This window comes from Alishewanella maricola, from assembly GCF_016343785.1.
In the GTDB taxonomy this organism is placed as follows: Bacteria; Pseudomonadota; Gammaproteobacteria; order Enterobacterales; family Alteromonadaceae; genus Alishewanella; species Alishewanella maricola.
In genome coordinates, this window is record NZ_JAEINI020000021.1 from 1 (window position 1) to 26,097 (window position 26,097).

Consider the following 26,097-nt stretch of genomic DNA (forward strand, 5'->3'; position numbering starts at 1 on the left):
CATATACAGAAAAAGGCCAGCTAACAAGCTGGCCTTTTTTATTGACATGAGTTTGCGCGGTTAGACTTTGAATTGATCGACCGAGCGACGTAATTCTTCGGCTAGGCTGGCCACCTCATGGCTGGAAGCGGATGTTTGATCAGCGCCGGTTGAGGTTTCTTCTGCCAGCGCCACAATGGCTTCTAATATTCCGCTGATTTCAATGGCTACTTGATGCTGCTCTTTGGCCGCACTGGATATTTGTTCACTCATATCGTGTGCCAAATGCACCGCATGTGTAATGCTATCGAGAGCTGATGTGGCGACTTCGGTTTTTGCGACACAGCTTTCTGCTTGTTTCTTCCCTTTATTCATCGCTTCTACTGCGGCTTGCGCACCGCTTTGTAGCGCTTGGATCATGTTTTGAATTTCTTGGGTAGAAGCCTGTGTTTTACTGGCTAACGAACGAACCTCATCGGCAACTACCGCAAAGCCGCGGCCTTGTTCACCGGCTCGAGCGGCTTCAATGGCGGCATTTAGTGCTAATAAATTAGTTTGTTCGGCAATGCCTCGGATCACATCTAAAATGCTACCGATAGCGGCACTGTCTTTATGCACTTTGTTAATCACCTCAGAAGCGTGATCGACTTCTTTCGATAACTGCACAATGATAGCTTTATTTTCTAATGAAATGCCTTTTACACGTGCGGCTTCGTTATCCGCATTTTTAATCTCGGCCAGAGCATCGTTCGAGCTTTGCAGCACGCCTTGCGCCGTACTGCTCATTTCCGTGGTGGCCGAAGCGGCTTGCGTGACTTGTGACTTTTGCTCGCGTATGGCTTCGGTGGTTTGCAAGGTAATGGTTGAGGTTTGTTCTGATGCTGCCGCTAGCTGCGTTGAGCGAGAAATAATCCCTTGGATCAAGCTTTGTAAGCTGAGGTTAACCTGATTAATACTTTTTGACAGTTCGCCAAATTCGTCCTGAGCGTGCTGCGGTAATTGTTGGGTTAGATCGCCTGCTGCCATTACGCTGAGCATGGCATTAATTTTTTGCAGTGGATTAACAATGGCGCTAATAGTCCTAAACGCAATAAAAATGGCGATAACAATAGAGCCAAACATCACCATAAAGATGGTAGTGATAGCATTTTGTACGCTGCTGCTACTTTGTTGTTGAATTTGCTCTGCGGCGGCAGTGCTTAGAGTTAATAATGCAGTTAAACGGCTAATGGCATCTTGCGTATCAGAATCGGCTTTCTCGAGCAGTTGGCGGGCATTTAGTTTGCCAGTTAACAAGCGGGTTTTGTTAGCAGGGATACCTTGTTGTTCATTTAAACCGGCCGATAGTTCCAGCATCTTAGTGGCTAATTCCGCGGGCATTGATACGCTGGCGGCTTGTTGCAACATGATATCAAGTTGCTTTTGTAAGTCAGCTAAGCGAAAGCCAATTTCATTACTAATGGTGGCGGCAGTGCTGCTGTCATTGGTGCGATTTAAATCAACCACGGTATTTAATAAGCTATTTATGCCGGTTTCCATTTGTGTCGCTGCGGTGTAGGCCTGCGGGAAGCTACTGCGAACATTACTGATATCGGTAAAATCTAACAATAATGACGCCATATCATCTGCAGTCATTTCCAGATCGCTCATTTGCTGTTCAATCTGACTTTGCAGGCTGATATTATTCGCTAATTGTTGAAATAGCTGCTTTGAGATAGGTAAGAAACTGTCAAAAGCGGCGGTAACTTGCTGTGCAGCCGCCAGTAATGTCGGTTGCTGCTGTACGGTTTTATTTAACGCTGCAGCGGCGTTGTTGTAGGTTTGCAGTTGGCTATCAAATTGTTGTTGTAACAAAGACAATTGCGCACTGTCGTTGACATGAAAAGCCTGCACGCCAATTTTGCTCATTAAAACAAACTGACTTTTCATCATGGCACTGTTTTCGAGGGCTGGGATCGAGATGGTGTTAACTTCGGCGGTCGCATTACTCACGCTGTTTAAGCGTATATAAGCAGTAAAACCAATAATCACCAATAGCACCGTAATGATGCTAAAGCCCCCAATTACGCGAGACTTAACGGTTAACTTCATGACAACTCCAATTTAAGCATATTAACTGCTATGTCACGGCTAGCAGAGGATCCATCGTGTAGCCGTTACTTGTTATTATTTGTTATCGACACTATACCTTTGTCGTGTTTCAACGCAATAGGCAGTTAATTGATTGCCCCAAACACAGCCGGTATCGAGTGCATGAATGTGTTTAATAGGGCTATAACCCTCTAACGCAGCCCAGTGGCCAAAGCAAATATCCATTTTTGCATGGTCTTGCCATAGCTCAAACCAAGGTTTGAGTTTTGATTGTTTATTTAAGCCAGATTTGGTGAGCAGTTCTAATGCGCCATCCGCTTGGCAAAACCGCATACGGGTGCAAGCATTGATAGTAAAACGCCAACGATCTTCCTGGGTGACGACATCGCGCCAACGGCTCGGTGTATTACCATACATGGTAGATAACAACAGTGTGGGTTGATGCTGTAACAGGGCACTGATCTCGGCGCTAGCACTCAAAGCGGTGCTGATATCCCACTCGGGTGCTAAGCCGGCATGCACCATCAGTAACTGGCGCTCAGTACACACTTGGATCAGCGGTTGTTGGCAAAGCCAGTGTATTAATTCCGGTAAATGTGCCGCTTGCTGTAAAGCGGTCAGTTGATCAGCGGCTTTAACCTTACTAAAACCATAATAGCTGGCGATAAAATTGAGGTCATGGTTGCCTAAAACAACGCGTGCTTTCGCACCTAAACCGCGCACAAAATCTAGGCAAGCTAAAGAGTCGGGGCCTCGGGCAATCAGATCGCCACAGAACCACAACTCGTCATGTTCGGCTTGATAGTGAATATTCGCCAGCAAGCGCTGAAGCGGTTCAAAGCAACCCTGCAAATCGCCTATAACGTAGGTGGCCATCAGTTCAAAATATGTGGCTGAGCCAATCTGAATAAGGGGATAGGGGTGCGAAATGATTGCTGTTTTTGGTCAATCATTTCATAGTAACCCTGCATGGTGCCCACGGGGGTTTCTAATACCGCGCCACTGGTGTAACTGTAGGTTTCGCCAGGCGCTAATTGTGGCTGCACTCCGATGACACCTTCGCCAGAGACTTCGGTTTGTTTGCCATTGCCATCAGTAATTTGCCAATAGCGGCTTAACAGTTGTACCTGTTGTTCGCTTTGGTTAGTGATATTGACGCAATAGGCAAAAACATAACGCTGCTCAGCCGGATCAGACTGAGCGCCTAAATAAAAACTATCCACGGATACGGTAACTTCTTGCTCAAGGCTCATTAGCACTTTCCTGCTCTGCAAGCCACTGGGCAACTCTAACAAATTCTGCAACGGAGAGTTGCTCCGGTCGTAATGATGGATCAATTCCCAGCGCGGTTAATTGCTCAGCAGTGGCAAAATTACTAAAACAATTTCGTAAGGTTTTGCGGCGTTGATTAAACGCTTCTAAGCATACACGGTTCAATACTGCAGGATCCACTTTAGCACGATCGGCAATGTTAAACGGGATTAAGCGCACAACGGCTGAATCCACCTTCGGTGCAGGTTTAAAGGCACCGGGGCCCACTTGCACCACAGGAATGGCCTGACAGTAATACTGGGTCATTACACTGAGACGACCAAAGGCTTTACTGCCATGCCCCGCAGTCATTCGATCAACGACTTCTTTTTGAAGCATAAAGTGCATGGTATCGATCTGGTCGGCAAATTCAAATAAATGAAATAATAGCGGGGTAGAAATATTGTACGGTAAATTACCAAATACTTTGAGTTTCTGACCCGGTTGCACCAGTTGGCTAAAATCAAACTTCATGGCGTCGGCTTGATAAATGGTTAATTTATCAGCCATGTCAGGATGTTGGCGTAAACGTTCCGCAAGATCGCGATCAAGCTCAACCACGGTTAGCTTACCGGCTTCAGCAACGACTGGCTCAGTTAAGGCACCTAGTCCCGGGCCTATTTCAACTAAAACATCCGTCGTTTTTGGGGCAATAGCTTTAACAATTCGGCCAATTACATGGGGATCGTGTAAGAAGTTTTGGCCAAAGCGTTTTCGGGCACGGTGGCCCTGATGTACATTATCTGTCATGGATTCGTGGTTCGTTGAGCCAATTGAATGGCTTGGGTCACGGCATGAAACAGGCTGCCAGGGTCGGCTTTGCCGGTTGCTGCCAAATCTAGAGCGGTACCATGATCAACGGATGTTCGGATCAAGGGTAAGCCTAGGCTAATATTAACTGAACGGCCAAAACCTTTGTATTTCAATACCGGGAGGCCCTGATCATGATACATCGCGAGTACAGCATCTGCTTCGTTCAGGTATTTGGGTTGAAATAAGGTGTCAGCAGGTAAGGGCCCAATTAAGTGCATACCTTGTGCGCGGAGCTCTTCTAAAGCTGGCGTGATCACTTCGATTTCTTCGCGACCTAAATGGCCATCTTCGCCGGCATGCGGGTTTAAACCGCAAACATAGATGCGCGGTTCGGCAATACCGAACTTTTGCTGCAAATCTTCATGCAAGATGCTGATCACTTTGTGTAAACGCTCGCGAGTAATCGCTTTAGCAACATAAGCCAGCGGAATATGCGTCGTGGCAAGTGCAACGCGTAAACCTTCAGTGGCAAGCATCATCACGACATAAGGCGTGTTTGATTGCTGTGCAAAAAACTCCGTATGGCCACTAAAAGGAATGCCGGCGCGGTTGATTATGCCTTTGTGGACAGGGCCAGTGACGATGGCAGCCGCTTCTGCGGATAACACCATATCACCGGCAGCACGCAATGTATCTATGACATAACTGCCATTAGCGGCATTTAACTGGCCAGGGATCACGGGTTCAGCTAGCGCAAACTCAGCAATGGTTAAAGTGCCTGCGCGTTGCGGTTGAGGTGCGGCACTGGCTTGATAAGGTAAAAGTTGCACTGGCAAGCCTAAGCTCGCTGCACGTTCTTGCATTAGCTCGGCATTGGCACAAACAACCAGTTCAACAGGCCAGTCTTGGCGCGTTAACGCCAAGACCAAATCAGGACCAATGCCGGCCGGTTCACCCGGGGTAATTGCGATACGCAGGGTCATTAATCTTCTGCCAATACTTCGATATACGCATCATCACGCAGTTCGCGTAGGAAACTGGCTGACTCTTCGTTAAAGCGGCGATTAAAAATCATCCGATACACTTGATTACGTTTTTTATCGGCAGTCGCATCTACAGTGCGACGCTCTAGTAATTGCACAATGTGCCAGCCATGTTCGGTGCGGAAAGGCTCGCTCAGTTCATCAGGTTGTAAACGATTTAAGGTGTCACGAAACGCCGGGACATAAACATCTGTTTCACTCCAACCGAGGTTACCACCGTTTAATTTTGAACCTGGATCTTCCGAAAATTGTTTCGCTAATTCCGCAAAATCCGCATCACCCGCGCGTAGTTTTGTGGCCATGTCTAAAAGCATCGTTCTAGCACGTTCTTCGCTTACAATAATGGATGGTTTAATCAAAATATGCCGTGAATTGACTTCAGTCAATTCTGCCACGTTTTCACCACGAATATCAAAAATGGTTAAAATGTGAAAGCCTGCGCCAGAGCGAAGTGGGCCAATGAGATCGCCTTTTTTACGACCACGAATACCTTCAGAAAACAAAGTGGGCATTTCGTTGATGTTCATCCAGTCTAATTGACCGCCCTCAAGGGCATTGGCACCACTGGATGAAGCGATAGCGATGCGACGGAAGTCACTGCCGTCACGTAATAATTTTAGTACTTGCTCTGCACGCTCACGTGATTCGGTAATTTGTTCGGTAGTCGCTTGGCTAGGAATGGCGATCAGAATATGACCTAGTTGGTATTGTTCGCTAATCGCACCTTGCTCTTCCATCAGTTTCACTAGGTTATCGACTTCTTGCTGGCTGATATAGATGCGACGTTGCACATTGCCACGTAATACTTCGTTGGTCATGATTTCTTCGCGCACTTTTTCGCGGAAGCGCTCGTAGTTGCCTTCTTCATTGATAACTTGCTGACGGAATTGCTCCATCGATAAATTCTCGCCTTGAGCGATATTTCGAATCGTATCATCCAGTTGAGCATCGCTAATTTGTAAACCCATACGCTGTGCCATTTGCAATTGTAAATTGGTCATGATCAAGCGCTCAGTGGCCTGAGTGCGTAAGGCTAAATCTGATGGAAGTGTTTGGCCTTGTGCTTCAGCGTTGCGTTTAACTCGTTGTACTATTTCATCAACATCACTTTTTAAAATCACGCCGCTGTCCACAATCGCTGCAACTCGGTCGATTTCGCGTTCTGCTGCTGTTAGGGAAACGCTGGCAAAACCAAGCAAAACCACACAGATAATTTGCTGTAACTTCATAAATTCCTACATTCTAATTTGTTAGTAAATATGGACGTCGATAACTGAAGATGCCATTTGACAACATGTCAGCTACGCCAAAACCGGCTTTATCACCAAATCCTTTAAAGACAAACTGCACACTGAAACCACTATCCAGTTCGGCAAATTGGTTAACATTATCCACGGCGGTGTCAAAATCTGCCTGTACCTGTCTGCGAGCGACAAAACGCACTGCCCAACAACAGGATTCATATTGCAGTCCTATATTGGCGTCTATCATACGATGATTCGTCACATCACGGTAGTAACTGGCGATCAGTTGCCAGTTTTTATCTATTGGAAAGGCACCAATAACACCTAATTGTTGAATTTCCACTCCTGAGACTGCGCGGCTGTAGCGATGGTTCAATTGGAATAACGTATTCTCACTGCCACGATAATCTAAGCTGGCTGAACTCTTAATTAGTTTGTTTTGTTCAATGTCATATTGCAGCGCGCTGCTGACATACCAACGACGATACCAATTCCAGATCATTTCAGAGGCGAGCATCGACTCAGTGGATGGCAAATCTTGAGTAATGGTATTTGCTGTGATTTCCGGATCTTTTAAGAAAAAAATCTGGCCAAGGCTAAAACGGAATAATTCATTTTCGGTATTGTCGTAAAAGCGTGTCGTACCACCAAGGGTAATTTGATTCGCTTCATTGATACGATCTAAGCCTGAGAAACGGTTTTGCCTAAATAAGCCGTAATAATCGTCTTGCAAGCGCGTGGTATCGTACAAGCCAATATTGCTTTGATCGCGATAAGGAATATACAAATACTGTATTTGCGGTTCAAAGGTTTGTAATGCCGGCTCGCCAAACCAATCGTATTCTCGTTCCATATTGATTTTGGCATGCAAACGAACCTTAGGTAAGGTCCGCGTGATCTCGGCTTGTTCTTCCGTGAGTGAGCTTAAGCTATCTTGTTGATAATAAGTATAAAGCAAGCTTGTTTCAGCCGTGAATTCAATTGCCGAGGTGATGATAGGAATGCGAAGCGCTGGCTCAATGTGCAGTCGATCCGCGGCGTTATAAAAGGCTTGGTCATTTCTGAAATGCGCATATTGGCTAAACCAACTGGCTTCGAGCCAGTTACCTAAAGCGATAGGCGCCGCTGAAGCCACACTTAGTTGCGGGATCGCTTTATAGGCTTGGTTATAATTACCAAGAATCTCAAAGCCTTGCATTTTTAAATGCGAATGAACTTGTTCACCGTAATAACTCAGGCTGGCTTCACGATATAATTGAGTATCACTCTGGTTTGTGTAGTCTGAGCCTAGTTCTGTTAGATAAGCGCTATCGCTGACATCGGTAAAGTCGATATAGCCACGCCATTTATCACTAAAATCGGAGCGATTCGTCAAATGTGTTAAGTAACGCGCGCCGAAATCATTGGTTTTTTCATCATCGCTATCCATGTACTCTAATTGCAGTAAGCCACTGTGTTCGGCTGTTAAATACCGCAGTTGCGACTTTAACTGAGCACCACGATTACTCATAAAACGCGGTGTAAGCGTCAGATCGTAGTTTTCGGCCAAGTTGAGGTAATAGGGTAATTCTATGTCTATACCGGTGCTTTGTGAGCTGCCGACTTTCGGCACCAATAATCCTGATTTACGTTGTTCATTAACGGGGAAGGTTAAATAAGGGATATAAAAAATAGGGATGTCTTTAATTTTAAACACCGCATTACGCGCTTCACCCCAGCCTGAGTCTGCCGCGATGCTGATTTCTTCTGCGTGTAAGCCCCAGCTGTCATCTTGTTCTGGGCAAGTTGTGAACACGGCTTGGCGTAATACTAACGCCTCGTTCGAAGCCACCATGGCCGAAGCTTCACCGCGACCAGCATTTTCAACAAATTGATAACGCGCATCACCCAGTGTAACGCGGTTTTGGCTAATGTCTGCTTCAAAAAATTGGCTACTCACCGACAGTGCTGGATTAAAATACTCAATACCGCCATCGGCGCGTAGTGTTTGGGCGCGGGTATCATAACGTGCTTTAGGTGCTTGTAATAAGGTATCGCGATGCAGGATTTGTACTTTACCTGAAAATTCAGCGCTTTGGTTTTCTTGTAAGTCGACGTTATCTGAAAAAATGCGGATCCGACTGTCTTGTCCATTTAAATCTTTTAAGATATCGGGCAGTTGAACGGGTTGCTGGCAAGTTTGGCTAGCAAGCGGTGCAGCATTAACCTGCAGAGGTGTCATCGCTACCCAGAGTAATCCTGCTAAACTTAAACCTTGTTTCATGCCTTTCTACTCATTGCTTACTGCGTCGCACCAGCCGACCTTGGGTGGGTTATGATAAATCAATTTTAGAATTCCTGCTAATCCGATATAGTGCCTATGTTAATCGTGTTATGCCAGACCAGTGGCTGGCTCAGGGCTCATTGCAGTTTTCGGGGTATGTTACGTGTGGGGAAAAATTCTTGGTGCCTTATTTGGTATCGCTTTATTTAAGCTACCTGGCCTGTTGTTGGGTGTGGTAGTAGGGCATCTTATTGATCAGATGTTTCAACGCAAATTAGCGAATTGGGAAGGGCTGCAAAGCGTTTTCGGGCAAGACGATGAACAAGCCTTATTTATGTACAGTAGTTTTGCAGCAATGGGGCATCTTGCGAAAGCGACGGGTGTGGTAACCAAAGCTCATATCTCAGAAGCCACCCACTTTATGCAACAGTTGGGTTTAAATGCTCAGCAGCAAAAAGAAGCACAAGCGGCATTTAGAGATGGCAAGGCGGTTAATTTTCCGTTTCGCGCGCAAATCACGGAGTTTTACCAACGCTATAAACGGCGGCCGGACGTTTTACAATTATTCCTAGAAATACAATTAAGTATTGCCTGTGTTGATGGCCGCATTAGCGCTGAGCAGCATCAGCTTTTAATTCAAGTTGCCGAGTGTTTGCATATTTCGCGCAGCACTCTAGCGCAATTGCTGTTGGCTTATCAGGCGCAGTCACGGTTTAAACAGGGGCAAGCCACCGGCAAAGAACAGGGGCCCTCTTTACTTGCGGCTTATCAAATGCTGGGCTGCACACCAGAGATTGCTGACAAAGAGCTGAAGCGTGCTTACCGTAAATTGATGTCGCAACATCATCCAGACAAATTAATGGCACAGGGAGTGCCAGCGGCGATGTTAGAGGTAGCAAAAAGACGTACGCAAGATATTCAAGCGGCGTATGAGCAAATCAAGCAGGCCCGAGCTAAAAACCCGTAGAGTGTAACCAGCCGATAATTTCATTGACTTGCCAGTGTTGCAGGCTTTGTTGATGAAAACCGTCGTTTAAATGACGTTGTCGATATAAAGCATTGCCACGCTGTTGTCCTAATTCTGCCCTTGCTGTGGCCGAGGCAAGTGCTTGTGGATGGTCATGCGCCGTTAATAAATCGAGTACCGGTACGTTATTTAATACGTTTTGCGCAAAGCTACTCTGTTGCTCGGTTGCTGATAAATAGGCCCCTAAATTCACTAGCGCGGCCGGTGGCATATTTAAACTATCTGTCAGCAGTAAATTCATTACCGCTGCGATTTCCCCTTGTGCAATAACAATCACCGGTGGCTTTAACCGCGCTTGCTGCGCTAACAATTGCCAGCGTTGGCTCAGTTGGGTTTTTTGTAATGTTAATTGCTGCGCAGAGTTGGTCGCCGTTACTGGATCTGGTTGCGGCAACACCCAGAGATCCCAGCCACGGTCCGGTAAAGATAAGCGAAGTTGATTCAGTAACGAAGGACTAAAGGCATGCTGATGGGCATCCGGTAGCAACACGATGCTACCTCGTGTTAAACGAGCGGCACTGGGGGTATGCAATGCCATGAAGGTGGCACTCGCAGCATCAAATTGTTGTAGGTTAACCTGAGGGAATTGGCGTTGAATATCTTGCCAGTGAGGTTCTGCTTGGCTGCTGGTCGCGGCAAAAAGCATAACAGCAAATGCGAACCTTTTATTTTGCATCTATGCTACCGCCATAAAAAAAACTTAAGTTGATTACTCTATAGCGGCTTGCGTTCCCATATCTTGAGCGGGAAGGTGGTGTGCCAGTAAATCTTCGGCAAAAGCAAACAGCACTTTGTTGTTATGCCTAAATTTTATGTAATTGCCTTTATGCTCGAGTAAGGCAACCACAGTTGAAGGTTGGATGATAAAACAAAATTTTGTGGCTTTAAATTCGACCAACGCTTTGGCCATTTCTCTAAGATGATCGTTTGCTGCAAGACGTTGTGTTTCTTGCTCGTCATTACAGACATGTGCTGAATGCTGTAATTGAATCATTTCAACATCATCCGCAATGGCGTTAATGCTAAACATGCATAGACTGCATGTAATGAGAAGAAAAACAAACTTAGCCATGATAGGAGGAGTCCAGTAATTGACATTATGTACTAAAAATTAGCAGTGATTGTAAATTACGGCAATAGAAAATAATAGTAGAGTAGCGAAAGCCAATAAAAATAAAGCCGCTAGCATAGCGGCTTTATTTAATATTAGTACTTAAATACTATTAGCGAAGTACTGGCTCTTTAATCTTAGCCGTTACTTTTGCTTCAATACGTTGGTTGGCAGCGTGTGCTGCGCGGGTATTACCCTCAACGCGAAGCTGAGTGACACCGAAACCTTTAGAGGTAATACGGCTGCTGTTGATGCCTTGCGCTGTTAATAAATCAGCGATGGCTTTAGCACGACGCTCAGATAAACGCATGTTGTAAGCGGCGTTACCGATGTTAGACGCGTGACCTTCGATGAACACAACCGCTTCAGGGAAGCGTTTCATAAAGGCGGCTAACTGGTTAACTTCTGTTTGGCCGTCAGCAGATACTGCTGCAGAGTCAAACGCGAAACGAACTTCGATATCGACATCGCCTACACGGTCCATTTTCTCAGTGTAGATAGTACAGCCTTGAGCATCTACTTTGTGAGCCGCTGGTGTGTTAGGGCACTTGTCTTGGCTATCAACTACGCCATCACGGTCAGAATCAACAGGCATTGGTGCTGGCGCTGGGGCCGGAGCTGGGGCCGGAGCGGGTGTAGGAGCAGCAGCTGCTTCAGCACCGAAAACCCACGTTGCACCTGCTTTTAAAGACGCATCATTCCAATCACCGTTGTTAATACCACGGAAACGGTTACCTTCAACAAATAAGGCAACCGCTGGGCTAACAAAATAACGATAACCAACACCGATGTTTACTGCGTCAAAGGCGATGTCATTTTCAAAATGTTTCCAGCCACCCACTAAATACAGATTAGTGTTAGCCAGATGATACATTGCATCTAAACCAAAACGGTCACCCGTTACGCGAGAATCTTGAACTAATGAATTGAAGCTCTGACGAGCATATTCAAAGCGCACACCCCAAGTTTCGTTGACACGGTAACCAATGTCAGCACCTACACCCCAAGCATCATCAGTGTTGCTCCAGGTAGCTGATTGCGCTTTACGCGAATCATTCCAGTAGCCTTCACCAAATAGTGAGCCAAAAACCTTTTTTTCTAGATCTTGAGCTGTTGGTGCATCGGCAATAGCCTGAGCGCCAAACAGCGGTATAGCCGCAAGAACTGCTACAGCGATTGCTTTAAGTTTCATCCGTTTCTCCTTCGATTCATCCAATTAAGCAAACTTTTAATAGTTTACCATATTGTTTTGTCAGTATTATTGGTTTTTGCAAAAAATAAAGTTTATTTTTAAGACAATACAATAATAGTGCAGTTAAATGAATGTTGCGTTAATAGCCGATACTTTTTACTTAAAAAGGGCAAATTGCTGAAAAAATCATCTTTTTTGCCGTTGTTGGATGGCTAAGCCTTAAATGACAGGCATGCAGTTGCAGCCGATCTGCAGCATGCACTGCCTCTCCGGCGTAAAATTTATCGCCTAAGATGGGATGACCAATAAATTGTAAGTGCACACGTAGTTGATGAGAGCGTCCGGTGACAGGGGTTAATTCCACGCGGCTTTGGTTATTGGCACGGCTAAGCACGCGATAGTGCGTTAAAGAAGGCTTACCATGTTGATAACACACCTTTTGCATCGGTCTATTTGGCCAATCACAAATCAATGGCAAATCAATACTGCCACTGCTCGCCTTAACTAAACCGGAGACTCGCGCTTCATAACTTTTTTCAGTTTCGCGCTGTTGAAATTGCCGGTTTAGCTCACGTTGCGCCTCTTTGTGCATTGCCATAATAAACACCCCTGAGGTGGCCATATCTAAGCGATGCACAATGCTGGCATTGGGCCAAACGCGTTGCACTCGGTATTGCATGCTATCAAAGTGTGCAGGATCTTTACCCGGCACCGACAATAAGCCACTGGGCTTGTTTAGCACCACGATATCGTTGTCTTGATACAAAATATCGAGATAAGGCCATGTCGTTGGGGTATAAGTTAACAGCATGGCGTTAATCGTGACTCACCACGATCACTCGGATCGCATCTAATTTTAACCGAGCTTTGGCCAAGTACTCATTCAGTTGCTGGCATTGCTGCTGTTGATGAGCGATCTCTTCATCCCGCACTAAGGGGTTTACTTGGCGAAGTGCCTGCAAACGCTCGATATCTGCGGTTAAGCTTTGCTGCATTTGGGTTTGTGCTTGGCTGCGTAATTGCTCAAGTTGCAGCGTGGCTAACTGTTCCGCTTGTTGCAGCATAGGGTGGATCAGATTTTGTAGGGCATTCACCAGTTTTGTCGCCGTTTGTCGACCAACCGGTTTTAATTGACGATTAAAGTTATCAAACGACACTTTGGCTGCCAGATCTTTACCGGTTTTATCTAACAACATACGAATCGGCGTAGGCGGTAAATAACGCCCCAATTGTAACGCCGCTGGCGCGCTCGCTTCTGCGATATAAATTAACTCCACAAAGAAGCTACCAACCGGTACGGCTTTGTTAGGTAATAATGCCACGGAGCTGTTACCTAACACATCATTACTCAGGATATCCAAAGTGCCTGTGACCATCGGGTGATCCCAGCTTAAAAATTGAATATCTTCTTCGGATAATGCGGTAGCGCGGTCAAAGGTGACTGTGGTGCCATCATCTGCTAATCCAGGATAGTTTTGCTGTAAATGCTCAGATGGCCGTAAAATGATGCTGGTATCAGAGCGATCTTCTTGATTAACGCCCAGTAAATCCCACGCCTTGAACATCAGCATTGGCAGTTTAACGTCTTGATCGAGTGCACTGACTTCGGCAGCAAGTTGTAACGCTTGTTGGCCACCGCTGGAGTTGATTTCTAATAACTGATCGCGGCCTTGCTCCAATTTAGCTTGTAACTCGGCGGCCAATTCAGCACAGGCTGCGATTAATTGCTCGGCCTCGTCGCTCGGGCCTCGGTAGTCAGCGAGTAGCTGTTCTAACTGCGTTTTTTGTTGTTCAAAAATCAGGCGGCCCGTTTGGCAGGTTTTGGCAAACGCATTTAAGCCGTGATGATACCATTGCAGTAATAATTGCTGCGCAGTATCCGCGAAGTAGGGGATATGGATCTGAATATCATGCTGCTGCCCAATCCGATCTAACCGGCCAATCCGCTGTTCGAGTAAATCAGGGTTTAGCGGTAAATCAAACAATACCAAATGTTCGGCGAACTGGAAGTTACGACCTTCGCTACCAATTTCAGAACACAGCAACACTTGGGCACTGTACTCTTCTTGGGCAAAGTAGGCGGCCGCTTTATCTCGCTCGATAATGCTCATGCCTTCATGGAATACGGCGGCACGAATACCTTCAGATAAACGTAAGGCTTCTTCCAAGGCGAGAGCCGTGGCTGCCGACGCACAAATCACTAAAAATTTGCCGTGTTTCGCCGCTTTTAACGCGGACAACAAATATGCAACACGCGGGTCAAATTGCCACCACTGGCTGTTTTCACCTTCAAATGCCTGAAAAACTTGCTCTGGAAAAAGATTAGCGGTGATTTTAGCGTGCACCGAGGCGTCTTGTTGCAAGGCACGATGCACTTTTAAGGCATTTTGATATTGCTCTGGCATTGCCAGAGGTTGTAATAGCGGGCAACGTTTTGGGAAGCCTTGAATGGTGTTACGGCTATTGCGGAATAAAATGCGGCCGGTTCCATGACGATCTAATAACTTTTCGACCAGCTCATGCCGCAACGTTTCGGTGAGGGGGTGCTGATCGGCGAGTGACTGTAATAGCGCTTGGCTAGCGCTATCGTTTAACAAGTGGTTTAACGAGGCTAACAAGTTGGCATTCAGTGACGTGGCGCTTATCAGTTGCTGAGCCAACTCGGCGATCTGCTGATAATCTTGCTCTTCAGCTTGAAATTGTTCGTAATCATAAAAACGATCAGGATCTAATAACCGTAGCCGGGCAAAGTGGCTCTGATGGCCAAGTTGATCGGGGGTGGCTGTCAGTAAGATTAAACCGGCTGTATCCTGGGCTAGGGCCTCGATGCGCTGATATTCCGTGCTAGGCTTTAACGGATCCCAATGAAGATGGTGAGCTTCGTCGACCACCAATAAATCCCAGTGGCTACTGACCGCATGCTCATGCCAGCTGCGCTTTTTCGCTAAAAACTCCATGCTACACAGCACGAGTTGTTCGGTATCAAACGGGTTATCCGCATCGAGTTGCGCTTGCTGGCAACGTTCTTCATCAAAAATCGCAAAACGCAGATTAAAGCGCCGCAGCATTTCTACCAGCCATTGATGTTGTAATGACTCCGGTACAATAATCAAAATACGACTGGCCAAGCCCATCAGTAATTGCTGGTGAATAATTAAACCGGCTTCAATGGTTTTACCTAAACCTACTTCATCGGCCAATAACACGCGTGGCGCGTGGCGCTGTGATACTTCGCGTGCAATATGAAGCTGATGTGGGATCAAGCTAACACGACCACCAACCAAACCACGCAGCGGGCTTTGTTGCAGGCTTTGTTGATGCTGCCAGCTTTGATAGCGTAATGGGAAGAATTCAAAACGGTCTACTTGACCGGCAAATAAGCGATCTTGAGGTTTGTTAAAACTCAGGAAGTGGTCTAAAAAGGTTTCGCGTAAAATGCAGGGTTCTTGCGTATCTAAGCGAATACCGTGATAACTTAATAGTGCATTTTCAATCGTTACTTGCTGCACCAGTAAAGTAAAGCCCTCTGCACTTTTCACTTCATCCCCGATGTTAAAACTCACGCGAGTCAGAGGCGCTTCTTGCTGAGCATAAAAGCGTGTTTCACCGCTGGCGGGGAACAGAATTGATAGCATTCTGCCCTCCAGTGCAATTACAGTACCTAAGCCTAAATCAGACTCTGTATCGCTGATCCAACGTTGTCCCAGTGCAAAATTCATTCTAAACCCTAACTGTCAAAAACGGGGCGCTATGGTACAGCGAAACGACCTTGGTTGCATCTGTCTCGCACAGCTTTTTCTTCAGCAACGATTATAAGTTGTCATGCTGTTGTCATCTGGTAACGGCAACGTAGCAATTAGCGTCTAAGGTGCGGTTCGGCACTTTTAGTCGCAGTCTGGCAAAGTTGCACTATGCTAAAAAGAGCCGTAATGCATTACGGTGAGATAAGCAAATAAAGGAGTGCTTATGGCGCGGAAAAAACAGCAAGCGAAAAAAATTTATGTTCTAGATACCAATATTTTGTTGCATGAACCTTTTGCCTTCCTCAATTTTGAAGAAAACGATGTTGTGATACCGATGACGGTATTAGAAGAACTTGATCATATAAAAGATAAAAATAAAGACGTCAGCCGAGATGCACGAGTGGCGATTCGTGCATTAGAAGATATTTTAAAAGACGCCTCCCCAGAGCAAATGCTACACGGTGTGGCGTTACCCAGCCGCCAAGATGCCAAGCCCGCCGGTCATATTTTTATTGTTAACGATCACCATCTAAAAGATGAAATCCCTGGTTTACCCGGCGGCGAGAACGATCATCTGATCATTAACACCGCCTTGTATTTGCAGCGCGAAAAAAGCCCTGTAAAAGTCATATTGGTGACAAAAGACATTAATATGCGTTTAAAAGCCAAGGGTGCGGGTTTAAAGCATGTAGAGGATTACCGCACTGACCAACTGATAGATGATGTACGCTTTCTCTATAAGGGCTATTACAAATTTGCCGGAGAATTTTGGCCACAAGTCGGAGAATGTCACAGTGTGAATGAAGGGCGCGATACGGTCCATTACATCAACCGAAAGGTCTTACCTAATGCTTATGTTAACGAGTATCTAGTCGATGAGGCTGAAACTTTTGCTGGAAAGGTTTTGGCAGTTAGCGAGCACGAATTAAAAATCCAAGACTTCGGTTATGAGCGATTAATGCATCGACATGCTTGGGGGATTCATCCAAAAAATATTTATCAAGCCATGGCCTTAAATGCCTTGCTCGATCCGCAAATGGATTTGGTGATTTTAACTGGCCCCGCCGGATGCGGAAAAACCCTAATTGCCTTAGCTGCCGCGCTGGAGATGGTTATTGAAAAAGGCATTTACGATAAAGTCATTGTGACGAGGAATACACCTGAAATTGCCGAGTCTATTGGCTTTTTACCAGGCTCTGAAGAAGAAAAAATGGCACCTTGGTTAGCGGCCATTACCGATTCGTTAGAAGTACTGCACAAAACCGACGAACATCCGCATGCCAGCGTGAATTACATTATGGAAAAGGCGAATATTCAGTTTAAGTCGGTTAACTTTATGCGTGGCCGCAGTATTCAAAATGCCATTGTTATTCTGGACCCTCGTATTGAGCCTCTGGAAAAATTGTTACTTCCTGAATTTTACTGGGCTGGAGAGGTGGTAACAAAAAATTTGATGCTTGTCCCAACTCTTATGCTTATTTCTGCAAACGAAAATTCGTTTTTGTTACCTAATGAAGTAGTAACAGGGGAGGCTGCATAATGATAACACGTACCAACATCCCACGCGTCTTAGACACTTCTGCATTAGTGCATGATCCTAAATCGCTTTTGTCGTATGAAGACGACATCTACATTTGTCTTACTGTTCTTGAAGAACTCGACAACTTAAAGGAGCGCAGAGATAAGTCTGTGAGTGCTGATGCACGGGTCTGTATCCGAATGCTCGAAGATCTGGTTAGTGGTCATGATGCAGAACGACTTGAAAGCGGCATACCATTACCGTCGAGTGAAACAGGAAAACGCGGCAAGTTGTTTATTGGCATCGATACCAACATCGAAATGGAGCACTCTTTAAGGCATGGTATTGGCAGTGAGGCCGACAATCGCATCATCAATTTTGCATTCCAGTTGCAAAAGAGACTTGATCAACCGGTCTCGATCGTAACTCGCGACATTAACATGCGTTTGAAAGCCAGAACCGTTGGTGTCAGCGCAGAGGATGTGTCAGTTGATAACTCCATCGCAGATATAGATCTTCTATATAGTGGCGTCCAAGTGTTTGAGTATGACCTATTCGAAAAGTTGGAAAGCGATGATGACTTTAGATTGTCTGGTGATGTGTATAGGCTTGACCGTAGTCTTTTCAATAGCGAAGTTCAAACCAATATGTACTGGTATGACGAAGCGGGGCATATCGGACTTATCACTGATGTAAGTGCTGAGCATGTGTACACGACTTTACTCCCTAGAAAGCATAAAAAGATCTGGGGTGTTCTCCCCAAAAACCCACGGCAAGCAATAGCTTTGCATCAACTAACCGACTCTCATTATGATCTGAACATCCTACTTGGCCCAGCCGGGTCCGGTAAGACTTTCCTAGCTGTCGCGGCTGCTCTGCATCAAGTCTTGGAAGAAAAGAAATATAAGAAGATTGTCGTGGTACGAAGTCGAGATTTTATGGACGAAGATCCCGGTTTCCTGCCGGGGGATTTAAAAGAGAAATCAATGCCACTGCTTGCAGGCATTACAGATGCACTGATCTCAATGCATAGTGACGATGGCAATGAACACAACACATTTTCGACTATCGAGCATATCATTGAGAAAGCTAATATCGAGTTTACGTCGATGGCGTATTTCCGTGGACGCTCTCTGGATGACGCCTTTCTTATCATTGATGAGGCCCAGAACATGACTCGTGCTCAAATGAAGGGGATGTTGTCTCGTGGAGGCAAAAACTGTCGTACGGTAGTGCTGGGTAATCTTGCGCAGATAGACGATAAGTTTGTGACTCCGGCATCATCAGGTGCGAGCGCTGCGGTTAACGTTTATCGAAAATACCCAAAAGGTTCGGTGCTAATTTTTGATGAGGTAGAACGCAGTTCTTTGGCTGATTTCACTGAGAAGAATTTTTAAGCGGCTTCGTTTAAAAGGCACTGTCAGTTGTTAGCAGTGTCTTCCAATAATCTTTGTTTGGAAAAGTAATGCAGGCTTAATCTTTAGCTACAAAAAGACATGGCGTTGCTGTTATAGCATAAGAGTTTAAGGGAGCGATATCTTTATAGATAGATATTGCCTAATCAGTCACTTATTTTGTTAAGATATTGAATGTATGAGTTTTTTAAGTGTCAAACTCACTTCTGATCGGGCTTACTTATGAATACTATTCTCAAAGATTGGCACATCGTCTCTATCCTTGACAATGGCGAATTAATGGGCAAAGTGCTTTGGGGCATCTGCGTTGAAGATAATACTCTCAGATTTGACATTGGTGACTATATTTGTAGTTCGAAAATTGTTGAGATCATTCCTTCTGAAAAGCTAGTAAAAACGATAAAAGGTAGTGCCTACCTGCTGGAAGGCGATGGCAAAACAGCAGAAGTTACACTTGAAAATTTTGAATTACTGCGTCAAGGTTTTAGCCCTGATGAAATTAATAGAATCAGGGCTGTGCAGCAAAACGCAATTAACTAAGCCTAGCGGACGCGGCCAACGACATTTTCGATTGAATTAGTGACTCAAAATGAGAAAGGGAAGTTAGTTTGTATTGTTGGCGTCCACAATAGAAGAGTTCCCTATCAAACCCGCTCAAAAGCCCGTTATTAGCTGATTTAGTTCATATATGAGCTGAAAGTTTAGTCGAGAAGTTTCAATCTGACCTGAAAGTCATCTATTAGCTATAGGCAGTGATTGAAATTTGTCTGTGCAGATTGTATATGAGATGCAAATAAATATCTGGGAAGCGAAAAACTCTAACCGTCCTCTTTATATTAACTTTTTCATAATCGTTCACTCTTCATGCAATATTAAACTTCTACCCAGTAGAAAATAATGTTACCATCTATCATCTACTACCCGGTGGAGATAAAAATGCCGAGGAAATTAACTTTTAAAAATCAAGATCTTTCTTTTCTAAATCGTTATTTATTGCGAATCAAAAGCGATGACAATACGCTGAAGCTTAATGCGCAAAAGTTGAAGCAACTTAAACAAGCATTTTATGACCTGCCACCTTTTAAGTCATATCCTACCAGTCTTTCAGAGAAGAATATTGTTAATAAAAGACTTTTGGAGCGAGCAAACTCAGATCTGGTTAAGCTTTTAGACGCAACAGAAAGAGAGCGGCTTAGCAAAGCGCGTTACGCATTTAAGCTTAAAGAAAGCGAAAAAAATTACTCGCTTGATGTTACACCGACAACACATAACTGTCTTGCACAAATAACTAAATGTTGCAAAAAATTTGCAAGTGAAAAAAATATAGACGTAAAAATAACAGCAAAGTCGCTATTAGAAATAATACTCTTGAATGTGCATTTTCAAGTCGTGGTTGAAAAAAATGTTGAAGAGGGGATTTCATCTTTATTAGATGATTATTTAGTGAAGACTGCTCAGAAAAGAGATGAATACGATGATTAGTTTTTCTACCCTGTAGAAGTTTAAGCGCAGATAATCCATCTCTGGTTTGACGCATTTTTATCAAAGCTTTGATTTTGTCTGACCGACAGCTGTGAGCGAATTGCGGTCATCTACTGCAAGGTCCCCCAAAAACATGAATGTCGTTTGTCCTATTTACTGACTTTCGTTTTTTTAACAATCCGAAATATCAGTATTCTTTTTATCAAATGGCTAAATAATGTGTGCCATTACAAACAGAATTAGCGATAACTGGATGGCTTGTAGTTTGTCTTGCATCCAAAGCGTCGCCCTCACCATTAACTCGGTGTCGGCGGGACTCTTTTATGGTCTAGCTGTTAGTGTGATTAGAATACGGAGGTTATTCTCATCAAAATAGTCCGTTTTTTGATGAGAGTAGCGTTCCATGAGCGGCAGGCCACCATTAAGCTTAACCAACCGTCCTTGCCATTAACTCTGTGCGGGTAAGGCTTTTATATTCACCTCATGCAACATCAGAGAAAAACTTGTTTTTGAAGCAGTGAGTTTGATTTGTATGTATCGAGGCTATAGGGGTTTAAACTTTTATATATTGATACTGCTAAATCAGTTACTTCACTATGTAATATTTTAAGTGCTTCAATTTTTTCTTCCGTGTCAAAAACTTTCCTACTTCCATCAGGCACCTCCATCGCATTACGAAGCGCGGGAACATCCACTAATATTGTCAGGTGCGCTCTCAGCTTCTCAACAAGCCCTAGTGAAAAATATGATGGGCATGTTAATTGATCATTCATGTCATATCCAATCGCAGTGATGTCATAACTTGAAAGCTTTTTAGCAATACGTTTCTTATAATCTGGCATGTCAGCTATCAGGTTTTTCATCAGCCTAACAACCTTCTTAAGGTTGCCCGAATACACTAAATCTTTGTCATTTACCCGCTTCATATGTAGGAAAGGTTGGTTACGAATTAACTTGTGCTCGCCTTTGTGATAGACATCAACCCCTTTATGGTGCTTTAACCCGGAGCGTTGATAATCATGGCTATGGAACCAGCAAGCAGGAACAATATCGACTTTACGTTTTAAACTGCCACCACTGATGGCAATTGATTTATTTCCTGAACAATTAACTTCAGCTTGATAATATCTTGATGTTAGCTTGAGTTCAGATTGCTGCCGAAGCTCTCTTATAATTGCTTCCATCGGACGAGTGTCACTCGCAGCGCAGCCGGAACCGTCTACTTTAGGAGTCTGGACAAGTACAATATCTGATTTTAGTATGAGCATATCTACATCTGAATGCCCCTCGATATGGATATCTAAGGCTACAGACCCTTGAATTTCCATTTCTGTATTTATACCAACGGTGCTGAGCATACTAATTAACGTACTAGCAACTCGCTCTCCCTCCTCTATAGAAATCTGAGTAGATCGTCTATCAACAGCGGCCATTGCGCCAATCGCATATTTGATAGGGGCGCTCTCAGCTAACTCTTCATATCGTTCTTTTGTACGTAGATCTCTTGAATCATAAATTGATAAATTATTCTCAAGTAACGACCTCTCTCTTGATCCTTGTCGTCTATCTTTTAAGCTTTTTAATCTGTTCTCAAAATTTATCACTAGGCGACCCTCGTCAGTTCCATTTTACCAAAAGTTCTTCTGCCATTACTGTTGAAGTATGCCGCGGTTCCGTTTGTTAATGACCTATCTAGATACAGTTCACAGTACCCTCTGTGTGAATTTAGCTCATGTGATTGATCTATATTTGGGTTATTGCTGTAGCTATAACTCAATCGCCATCCAGCTTTACTACCGTTGGCTTTTGCCAGTGTTGCGGTATAACTTTCACTACTACTACTTTTTGTTTTTAAGCAAATAACTATCTTTTCCCAAGTTTGCTCAATGTCGATTTCTGCTTCCCATTGATATTTTGCTTCGCCATCCTCCGTCAAAGTAGTTCCTTCAACGTTCCAAACACCATTTAGGTTAGGTATTTTGAAAAACGGAATTTTCCATGCGTACAAGTTGAATAACCAGTGCAAGCCGAAGTAGACGATACCAGTTGTAATCGCAACACCTGTTACCGCTTGAAAGCCTGTTAGATCGTTAACCCAAGATATAAAACTAGAAATTGCGCCTGTTAGAATAACGGATGCAATGCCTAACCAACGACCAATGGATGCTCTATTGTGTCCAAAAACAGCATAATCGTGCATAAGCGCCTCTTTCTATTGTATGTTTGATATCTGTTCATTATTGTTTTCTTTCAATGGCAATGGTGAGATTTTGTAAATCATATTTCCTGATTTCTTACAAATAAGGCAATTAACATGTTTGGCCGTAATTGAATCTTTCATAAACCCGCCGAGACCTAACGGTGCAGTATGGCTTTGGCCAATGCCGGATAGTTAGGTTTATGTTGAAACCCACAATTTGGTGTTGATAAAGCTTTTTAGTGAACTTGTGTTGCCGGGATTGGTTATTACTAAGGCTGAGGTTTAGTTTAAATGTTCCTTTGGTGCCAAGTTCAATAGGTTGATCTCGTCCGGGCTGAAGCCTTGGCGCAAAAATTCAAAGTCTCTAACCTGTATAGCGGCTTCTGTGCCATCACCACGCACTTGATACGAGCTACCGGTGTGCGTCGTTATTAACCGCTCGCTCGGCATAATGGCTACGATCCTTGAGGTACAAATGTAGTCACCAACGTCAAAGCGGCAACTGCTATCTTTAACGCAGATCCCCCAGAGCACTCTGCCGATCACCTCACCGCTATCAATGATAGCGATAATTTGCCAGTTGTTAACAATGGTATGCATGATCCCGCTCCTCTGCAAAGTGATATATATTCCTAAATATGAATGGATTAAAAATACCAAACACCGAAGCTATTGGTGGCAACCTTGTTATGATGGCGTGCTTTTCCCAATCGTATACAAATTGATTGAAAACAACGGATAGAAGCGCAGATATGCGGGTTCGAATTGTGCAAAAACAACCAATTTGCCATCTGCGACTGCTATCGCTAGACTAAGCTTAATAGTAATGCTTGGCCACCACCGGAAGATGAACGATGAACTATATTGATGACAATATTGGACCTTAGTTTTGAGGTTGGAAACAGCCGTAAAGAATCCGCAATTCCGGGTTCTGTTGTATTTGGCAACAGTTGATTGAGTTACGGCCACGATTCTCATCAAAAGTCACTTTTTTGTGATGAGAATAGCTATAACATGAACATCCCACAATCTCGCAGGTACTCATTTGCTTAGCTTATGACACCAATGTCCGCTTTGTGTGACAAGCAGTAATCCTATATATGCCAGAATTACCGCCGGCTAGTGGCACTTAGCAGGCGAGGTGGTCGGCTCTAAGCCAACTTTGATCATAAATTGACTTTAACGCTTCACGCCGATCAGTGTAGTACCTATAGTTAGTTATCAGAGATGTTTCGAACTTTGGGCTATCCAGATAAGTTGAGTAGCACGGATAAATGGGCCGACTATTATTCTGGATCTTTATTCGGGGTGATTACGTCCGGTTCGTGAATTTAGAAAATCATCATCAGCTCGTTCAGCATCAAAATTACTTGCAACGAGTGGTAATTGCCTGCTATTCGCTGGTAACGTAAATACGACAGAAACCTATTAGATAGCGAATGAAACGACGGCTCGTTGCAAGAAATAAATGCTTGCTTACTGCAAGATTCAAACTACTTGAATGTGTTCATCAGCCACCGGCAGTGAGCGCCCAAGTCACTTTTGCATCAATAGCTGCCTCAAAATTACTCGGCCAGCTCAGCTATCAAAGTCGCCTCGCTCGCCAGAGTCGCATGAATCCACGACAGCTTAAAAAGGCCCGGCGTAAGCAAGAAATGTCAGGCCTTGTCGGAAGTAAATATGGTGGTATATGTAAAACCGAGCTAAAGCCTGCTGGGTTTGTAGTTAGGCGATAAGCTAATCAAATCTGCTGATGGCTACTTTGGCAGTACCCGTCCACTAGTACTATCCAGCCTGTATTTAGAAATTGTCCCATCGACAATATGCTGAATCACAGCCTGAACGGTAGACAGCGGAACATTAAACCACTCTCGCGGCGTATAAATCTGGCCGTTTTCACTTTTTAGGGTGACATTAAGTCGTCGTGCCGCCAGAAATCCATGTACCAATGCTTCAAGCTTCTGAGCATTCAGATTAAAGCACTCTGTCGTAGCAACTATCCGTACCGGAGCCTCCAGAAAAGTGCGGTCCTTTTCTGCATTTTTGATCCGTTGTTCAATGCTAGTTTCCGTGAAGCCAATCTTGTACAGGTTATGTAGGTATGGATTCAGCGCCGGATTCGTACTTTTAGTTGCGAGAACATAAATTAGGCCTGAAGGTATCTGAATATCGGAAGGGATCAGCTTTGCGCCGCTTAATAAAATCTTCCGCCCCTCGGTATCTCGCACAAGACCATGAGTAAGAGACTGGTAAAGCATATTCATTTCGGTGCCGTTCTCAAACACGATGTGAAGCCTCGCGTTGTAACTGCTGTATTGTTCCAGACGCTCACCAGCTTTATGCACATAGCCCATTACACCATTAAGTATAAAGAAATCACCCTCGATGATTTTTAGCTCATGGCGAAAACGAATTGTGGAAAATTCACCAGCTTTGATCTGCTTATGAACCGTTGCAAATAGCGGTTCAAACCGCGGGAAATCTGGACATGGCTGACGCTGCGCAATTTCGTCCGGCAATTCTTTCTTTTCAATCTGGACGTGCTTGATGTTAAAAATATCAGGCGTATCAAAGCTGAGTAAGTCGTCGTCATCGTCATTAAAGATGTCGTCAAGCGACTGTACCAATTCCGATTTATCGATATAAATTGGAGGCTCCCCAGCTGCAACTAGGGGCAATGCCCCCATCTCTAGAATGCCAAGTCTATCTTTCGCTCTTAACGACTCAACCAAAGATGGAATTGCCATGATGCTTGCTAACCTTTTTGCGAGTAATTTCTCTTTCATCTGCGCACCAGAGGTCATAGCTGGTAGACGTCCGTGTTGCTCATAAAAGGCTTCAAGTTCAGCAAATTGGCTACTCACCAAATCTACAGGCGCTGACTTTTTCTTAATGGGGGCAATATCCAGCAAGTCATCATCCTCGCTGAGAATATCGTCTAAAGTTGCTTTTAGTACTATTCTGCTGGTTGAAAGTCGGATCATCCTAACCCTCCTGCTGAGCATTCTTCTGTTGCTTCTTTTGCCGGATGAAAGCAAGAACTTGAGCGTAACGCACTTCAATCGCATCGCTGGAGTTCAAAGACGGCTCACGTTGATATTCTCGTTTGAAGGCTTTGATCTTTGGCCACAAAATCACAGCCTCTTCTTCAGATACCTGTGATTTTCCCAAGCTGACAGTCTGTTGAATGGTTTTTAACATGGCAGCATTCACGGTTTTCGACAGAATTTCATAAGCACCGTGAAATGGGTTTACAGCATCAATTAAATCAATATTCAGGTTTTCAATATTGAGGAACTTTTCACCCATTTTTAAGAACTGCTGTCCCGCGCTTACTTCACGGGAGTTCTTGTCATCACCACCTTGGTCAACATCAGCATCTTTTGGCAAATCTTTGCCATCGACCAAACCGCCATTCTGGCTGATCAATATACTTTGCAACAAACCAGATCGAACTTGCTCACGCTCTTCATCAGTAAGGTCTGGATACAGCGTCTGAATCACGGCTGGCAAGGCTACTTGAGTGATTGTCTCTGGCGGTATTGTCTCAGTGATCGCTTCTTTGACCAATTGTTCTTTTGCCATCAAGGTAGCAAGGATTTCTCCACGGCCACCGTTCAAAATATCCATTACTTTTGCTGACACCGGTGCCCCAGATGTATCGTCAATCAGCAATGTGTTAGTCGGAAGTGTCTTTCCATCCCACTGCGAACGAGGTTTAAAC

The 26,097-nt window shown here is 44.5% G+C and carries 22 protein-coding genes; 5 read left to right on the forward strand and 17 right to left on the reverse strand.

Going from position 1 to position 26,097, the window contains the following annotated elements:
- Positions 1–60: 60 nt before the first annotated feature.
- The 7 genes from JAO78_RS16140 to JAO78_RS16170 form a co-directional block, all read right to left on the reverse strand.
- Positions 61–2,070, reverse strand: coding sequence for a methyl-accepting chemotaxis protein (locus JAO78_RS16140; protein WP_226752392.1), 2,010 nt, complete (start codon positions 2,068–2,070; stop codon positions 61–63).
- Between the two features lie 75 nt (positions 2,071–2,145).
- Positions 2,146–2,946, reverse strand: a complete 801-nt coding sequence (locus JAO78_RS16145) for a symmetrical bis(5'-nucleosyl)-tetraphosphatase (RefSeq protein WP_226752393.1) — start codon at positions 2,944–2,946, stop codon at positions 2,146–2,148.
- Positions 2,946–3,323, reverse strand: coding sequence for a Co2+/Mg2+ efflux facilitator ApaG/CorD (apaG, locus tag JAO78_RS16150; RefSeq protein ID WP_226752394.1), 378 nt, complete (start codon positions 3,321–3,323; stop codon positions 2,946–2,948). Before apaG ends, JAO78_RS16145 begins: the two co-directional genes overlap by 1 nt.
- Complete coding sequence (gene rsmA / locus JAO78_RS16155; protein ID WP_226752395.1) at positions 3,313–4,131, reverse strand: 16S rRNA (adenine(1518)-N(6)/adenine(1519)-N(6))-dimethyltransferase RsmA; 819 nt, start codon at positions 4,129–4,131, stop codon at positions 3,313–3,315. Before rsmA ends, apaG begins: the two co-directional genes overlap by 11 nt.
- A complete protein-coding gene (gene pdxA, locus JAO78_RS16160; RefSeq protein ID WP_226752396.1) occupies positions 4,128–5,117 on the reverse strand; it encodes a 4-hydroxythreonine-4-phosphate dehydrogenase PdxA in 990 nt (329 codons plus the stop codon). The genes rsmA and pdxA overlap by 4 nt, the downstream gene beginning before the upstream one ends.
- A complete protein-coding gene (gene surA / locus JAO78_RS16165) occupies positions 5,117–6,406 on the reverse strand; it encodes a peptidylprolyl isomerase SurA (protein ID WP_226752397.1) in 1,290 nt (429 codons plus the stop codon). Before surA ends, pdxA begins: the two co-directional genes overlap by 1 nt.
- 13 nt (positions 6,407–6,419) lie before the next feature.
- Positions 6,420–8,684 (reverse strand): LPS-assembly protein LptD, encoded by a 2,265-nt coding sequence (locus JAO78_RS16170; RefSeq protein WP_226752398.1) that lies wholly within the window; start codon positions 8,682–8,684, stop codon positions 6,420–6,422.
- A 163-nt stretch (positions 8,685–8,847) separates the two neighbouring features.
- Between JAO78_RS16170 and djlA the strand changes: the two genes are divergently transcribed.
- Positions 8,848–9,651, forward strand: a complete 804-nt coding sequence (gene djlA, locus JAO78_RS16175; protein WP_226752399.1) for a co-chaperone DjlA — start codon at positions 8,848–8,850, stop codon at positions 9,649–9,651.
- Here the strand turns inward: djlA and JAO78_RS16180 are convergent.
- From JAO78_RS16180 to rapA, 5 genes are all read right to left on the reverse strand, one after another.
- Positions 9,638–10,357: a DUF3530 family protein gene (locus JAO78_RS16180; RefSeq protein ID WP_226752400.1), complete on the reverse strand. Its 720-nt coding sequence runs from the start codon at positions 10,355–10,357 to the stop codon at positions 9,638–9,640. The two genes, djlA and JAO78_RS16180, sit on opposite strands and share 14 nt — an antisense overlap.
- A 63-nt stretch (positions 10,358–10,420) precedes the next feature.
- Complete coding sequence (locus JAO78_RS16185; RefSeq protein ID WP_226752401.1) at positions 10,421–10,741, reverse strand: hypothetical protein; 321 nt, start codon at positions 10,739–10,741, stop codon at positions 10,421–10,423.
- Positions 10,742–10,934: 193 nt separating this feature from the next.
- A complete protein-coding gene (locus tag JAO78_RS16190; RefSeq protein WP_226752402.1) occupies positions 10,935–12,014 on the reverse strand; it encodes an OmpA family protein in 1,080 nt (359 codons plus the stop codon).
- A 160-nt stretch (positions 12,015–12,174) separates the two neighbouring features.
- Positions 12,175–12,825, reverse strand: coding sequence for an RluA family pseudouridine synthase (locus JAO78_RS16195; protein ID WP_226752403.1), 651 nt, complete (start codon positions 12,823–12,825; stop codon positions 12,175–12,177).
- Between the two features lie 4 nt (positions 12,826–12,829).
- Positions 12,830–15,733 (reverse strand): RNA polymerase-associated protein RapA, encoded by a 2,904-nt coding sequence (gene rapA, locus JAO78_RS16200; RefSeq protein WP_226752404.1) that lies wholly within the window; start codon positions 15,731–15,733, stop codon positions 12,830–12,832.
- Positions 15,734–15,980: 247 nt separating this feature from the next.
- Between rapA and JAO78_RS16205 the strand changes: the two genes are divergently transcribed.
- From JAO78_RS16205 to JAO78_RS16220, 4 genes are all read left to right on the forward strand, one after another.
- Positions 15,981–17,297 (forward strand): PhoH family protein, encoded by a 1,317-nt coding sequence (locus tag JAO78_RS16205; RefSeq protein ID WP_226752405.1) that lies wholly within the window; start codon positions 15,981–15,983, stop codon positions 17,295–17,297.
- On the forward strand, positions 17,297–18,673 hold the full coding sequence (locus JAO78_RS16210; protein WP_226752406.1) for a PhoH family protein: 1,377 nt from the start codon (positions 17,297–17,299) through the stop codon (positions 18,671–18,673). The genes JAO78_RS16205 and JAO78_RS16210 overlap by 1 nt, the downstream gene beginning before the upstream one ends.
- 240 nt (positions 18,674–18,913) lie before the next feature.
- A complete protein-coding gene (locus JAO78_RS16215; protein ID WP_226752407.1) occupies positions 18,914–19,231 on the forward strand; it encodes an SANTA domain-containing protein in 318 nt (105 codons plus the stop codon).
- 396 nt (positions 19,232–19,627) lie between these two features.
- Complete coding sequence (locus tag JAO78_RS16220; RefSeq protein WP_226752408.1) at positions 19,628–20,173, forward strand: hypothetical protein; 546 nt, start codon at positions 19,628–19,630, stop codon at positions 20,171–20,173.
- 491 nt (positions 20,174–20,664) lie between these two features.
- Here the strand turns inward: JAO78_RS16220 and JAO78_RS16225 are convergent, their stop codons facing one another.
- From JAO78_RS16225 to JAO78_RS16245, 5 genes are all read right to left on the reverse strand, one after another.
- Positions 20,665–21,777 (reverse strand): nucleotidyltransferase-like protein, encoded by a 1,113-nt coding sequence (locus JAO78_RS16225; RefSeq protein WP_226752409.1) that lies wholly within the window; start codon positions 21,775–21,777, stop codon positions 20,665–20,667.
- A complete protein-coding gene (locus tag JAO78_RS16230) occupies positions 21,777–22,373 on the reverse strand; it encodes a Cap15 family cyclic dinucleotide receptor domain-containing protein (protein WP_226752410.1) in 597 nt (198 codons plus the stop codon). The genes JAO78_RS16225 and JAO78_RS16230 overlap by 1 nt, the downstream gene beginning before the upstream one ends.
- A gap of 282 nt (positions 22,374–22,655) precedes the next feature.
- On the reverse strand, positions 22,656–22,973 hold the full coding sequence (locus JAO78_RS16235) for a hypothetical protein (RefSeq protein ID WP_226752411.1): 318 nt from the start codon (positions 22,971–22,973) through the stop codon (positions 22,656–22,658).
- 1,157 nt (positions 22,974–24,130) lie between these two features.
- Positions 24,131–25,357: a GIY-YIG nuclease family protein gene (locus JAO78_RS16240; RefSeq protein WP_226752412.1), complete on the reverse strand. Its 1,227-nt coding sequence runs from the start codon at positions 25,355–25,357 to the stop codon at positions 24,131–24,133.
- A 1-nt stretch (position 25,358) separates the two neighbouring features.
- Positions 25,359–26,097: hypothetical protein (locus JAO78_RS16245; protein WP_226752413.1), on the reverse strand; the 739-nt coding region annotated here is incomplete at its 5' end.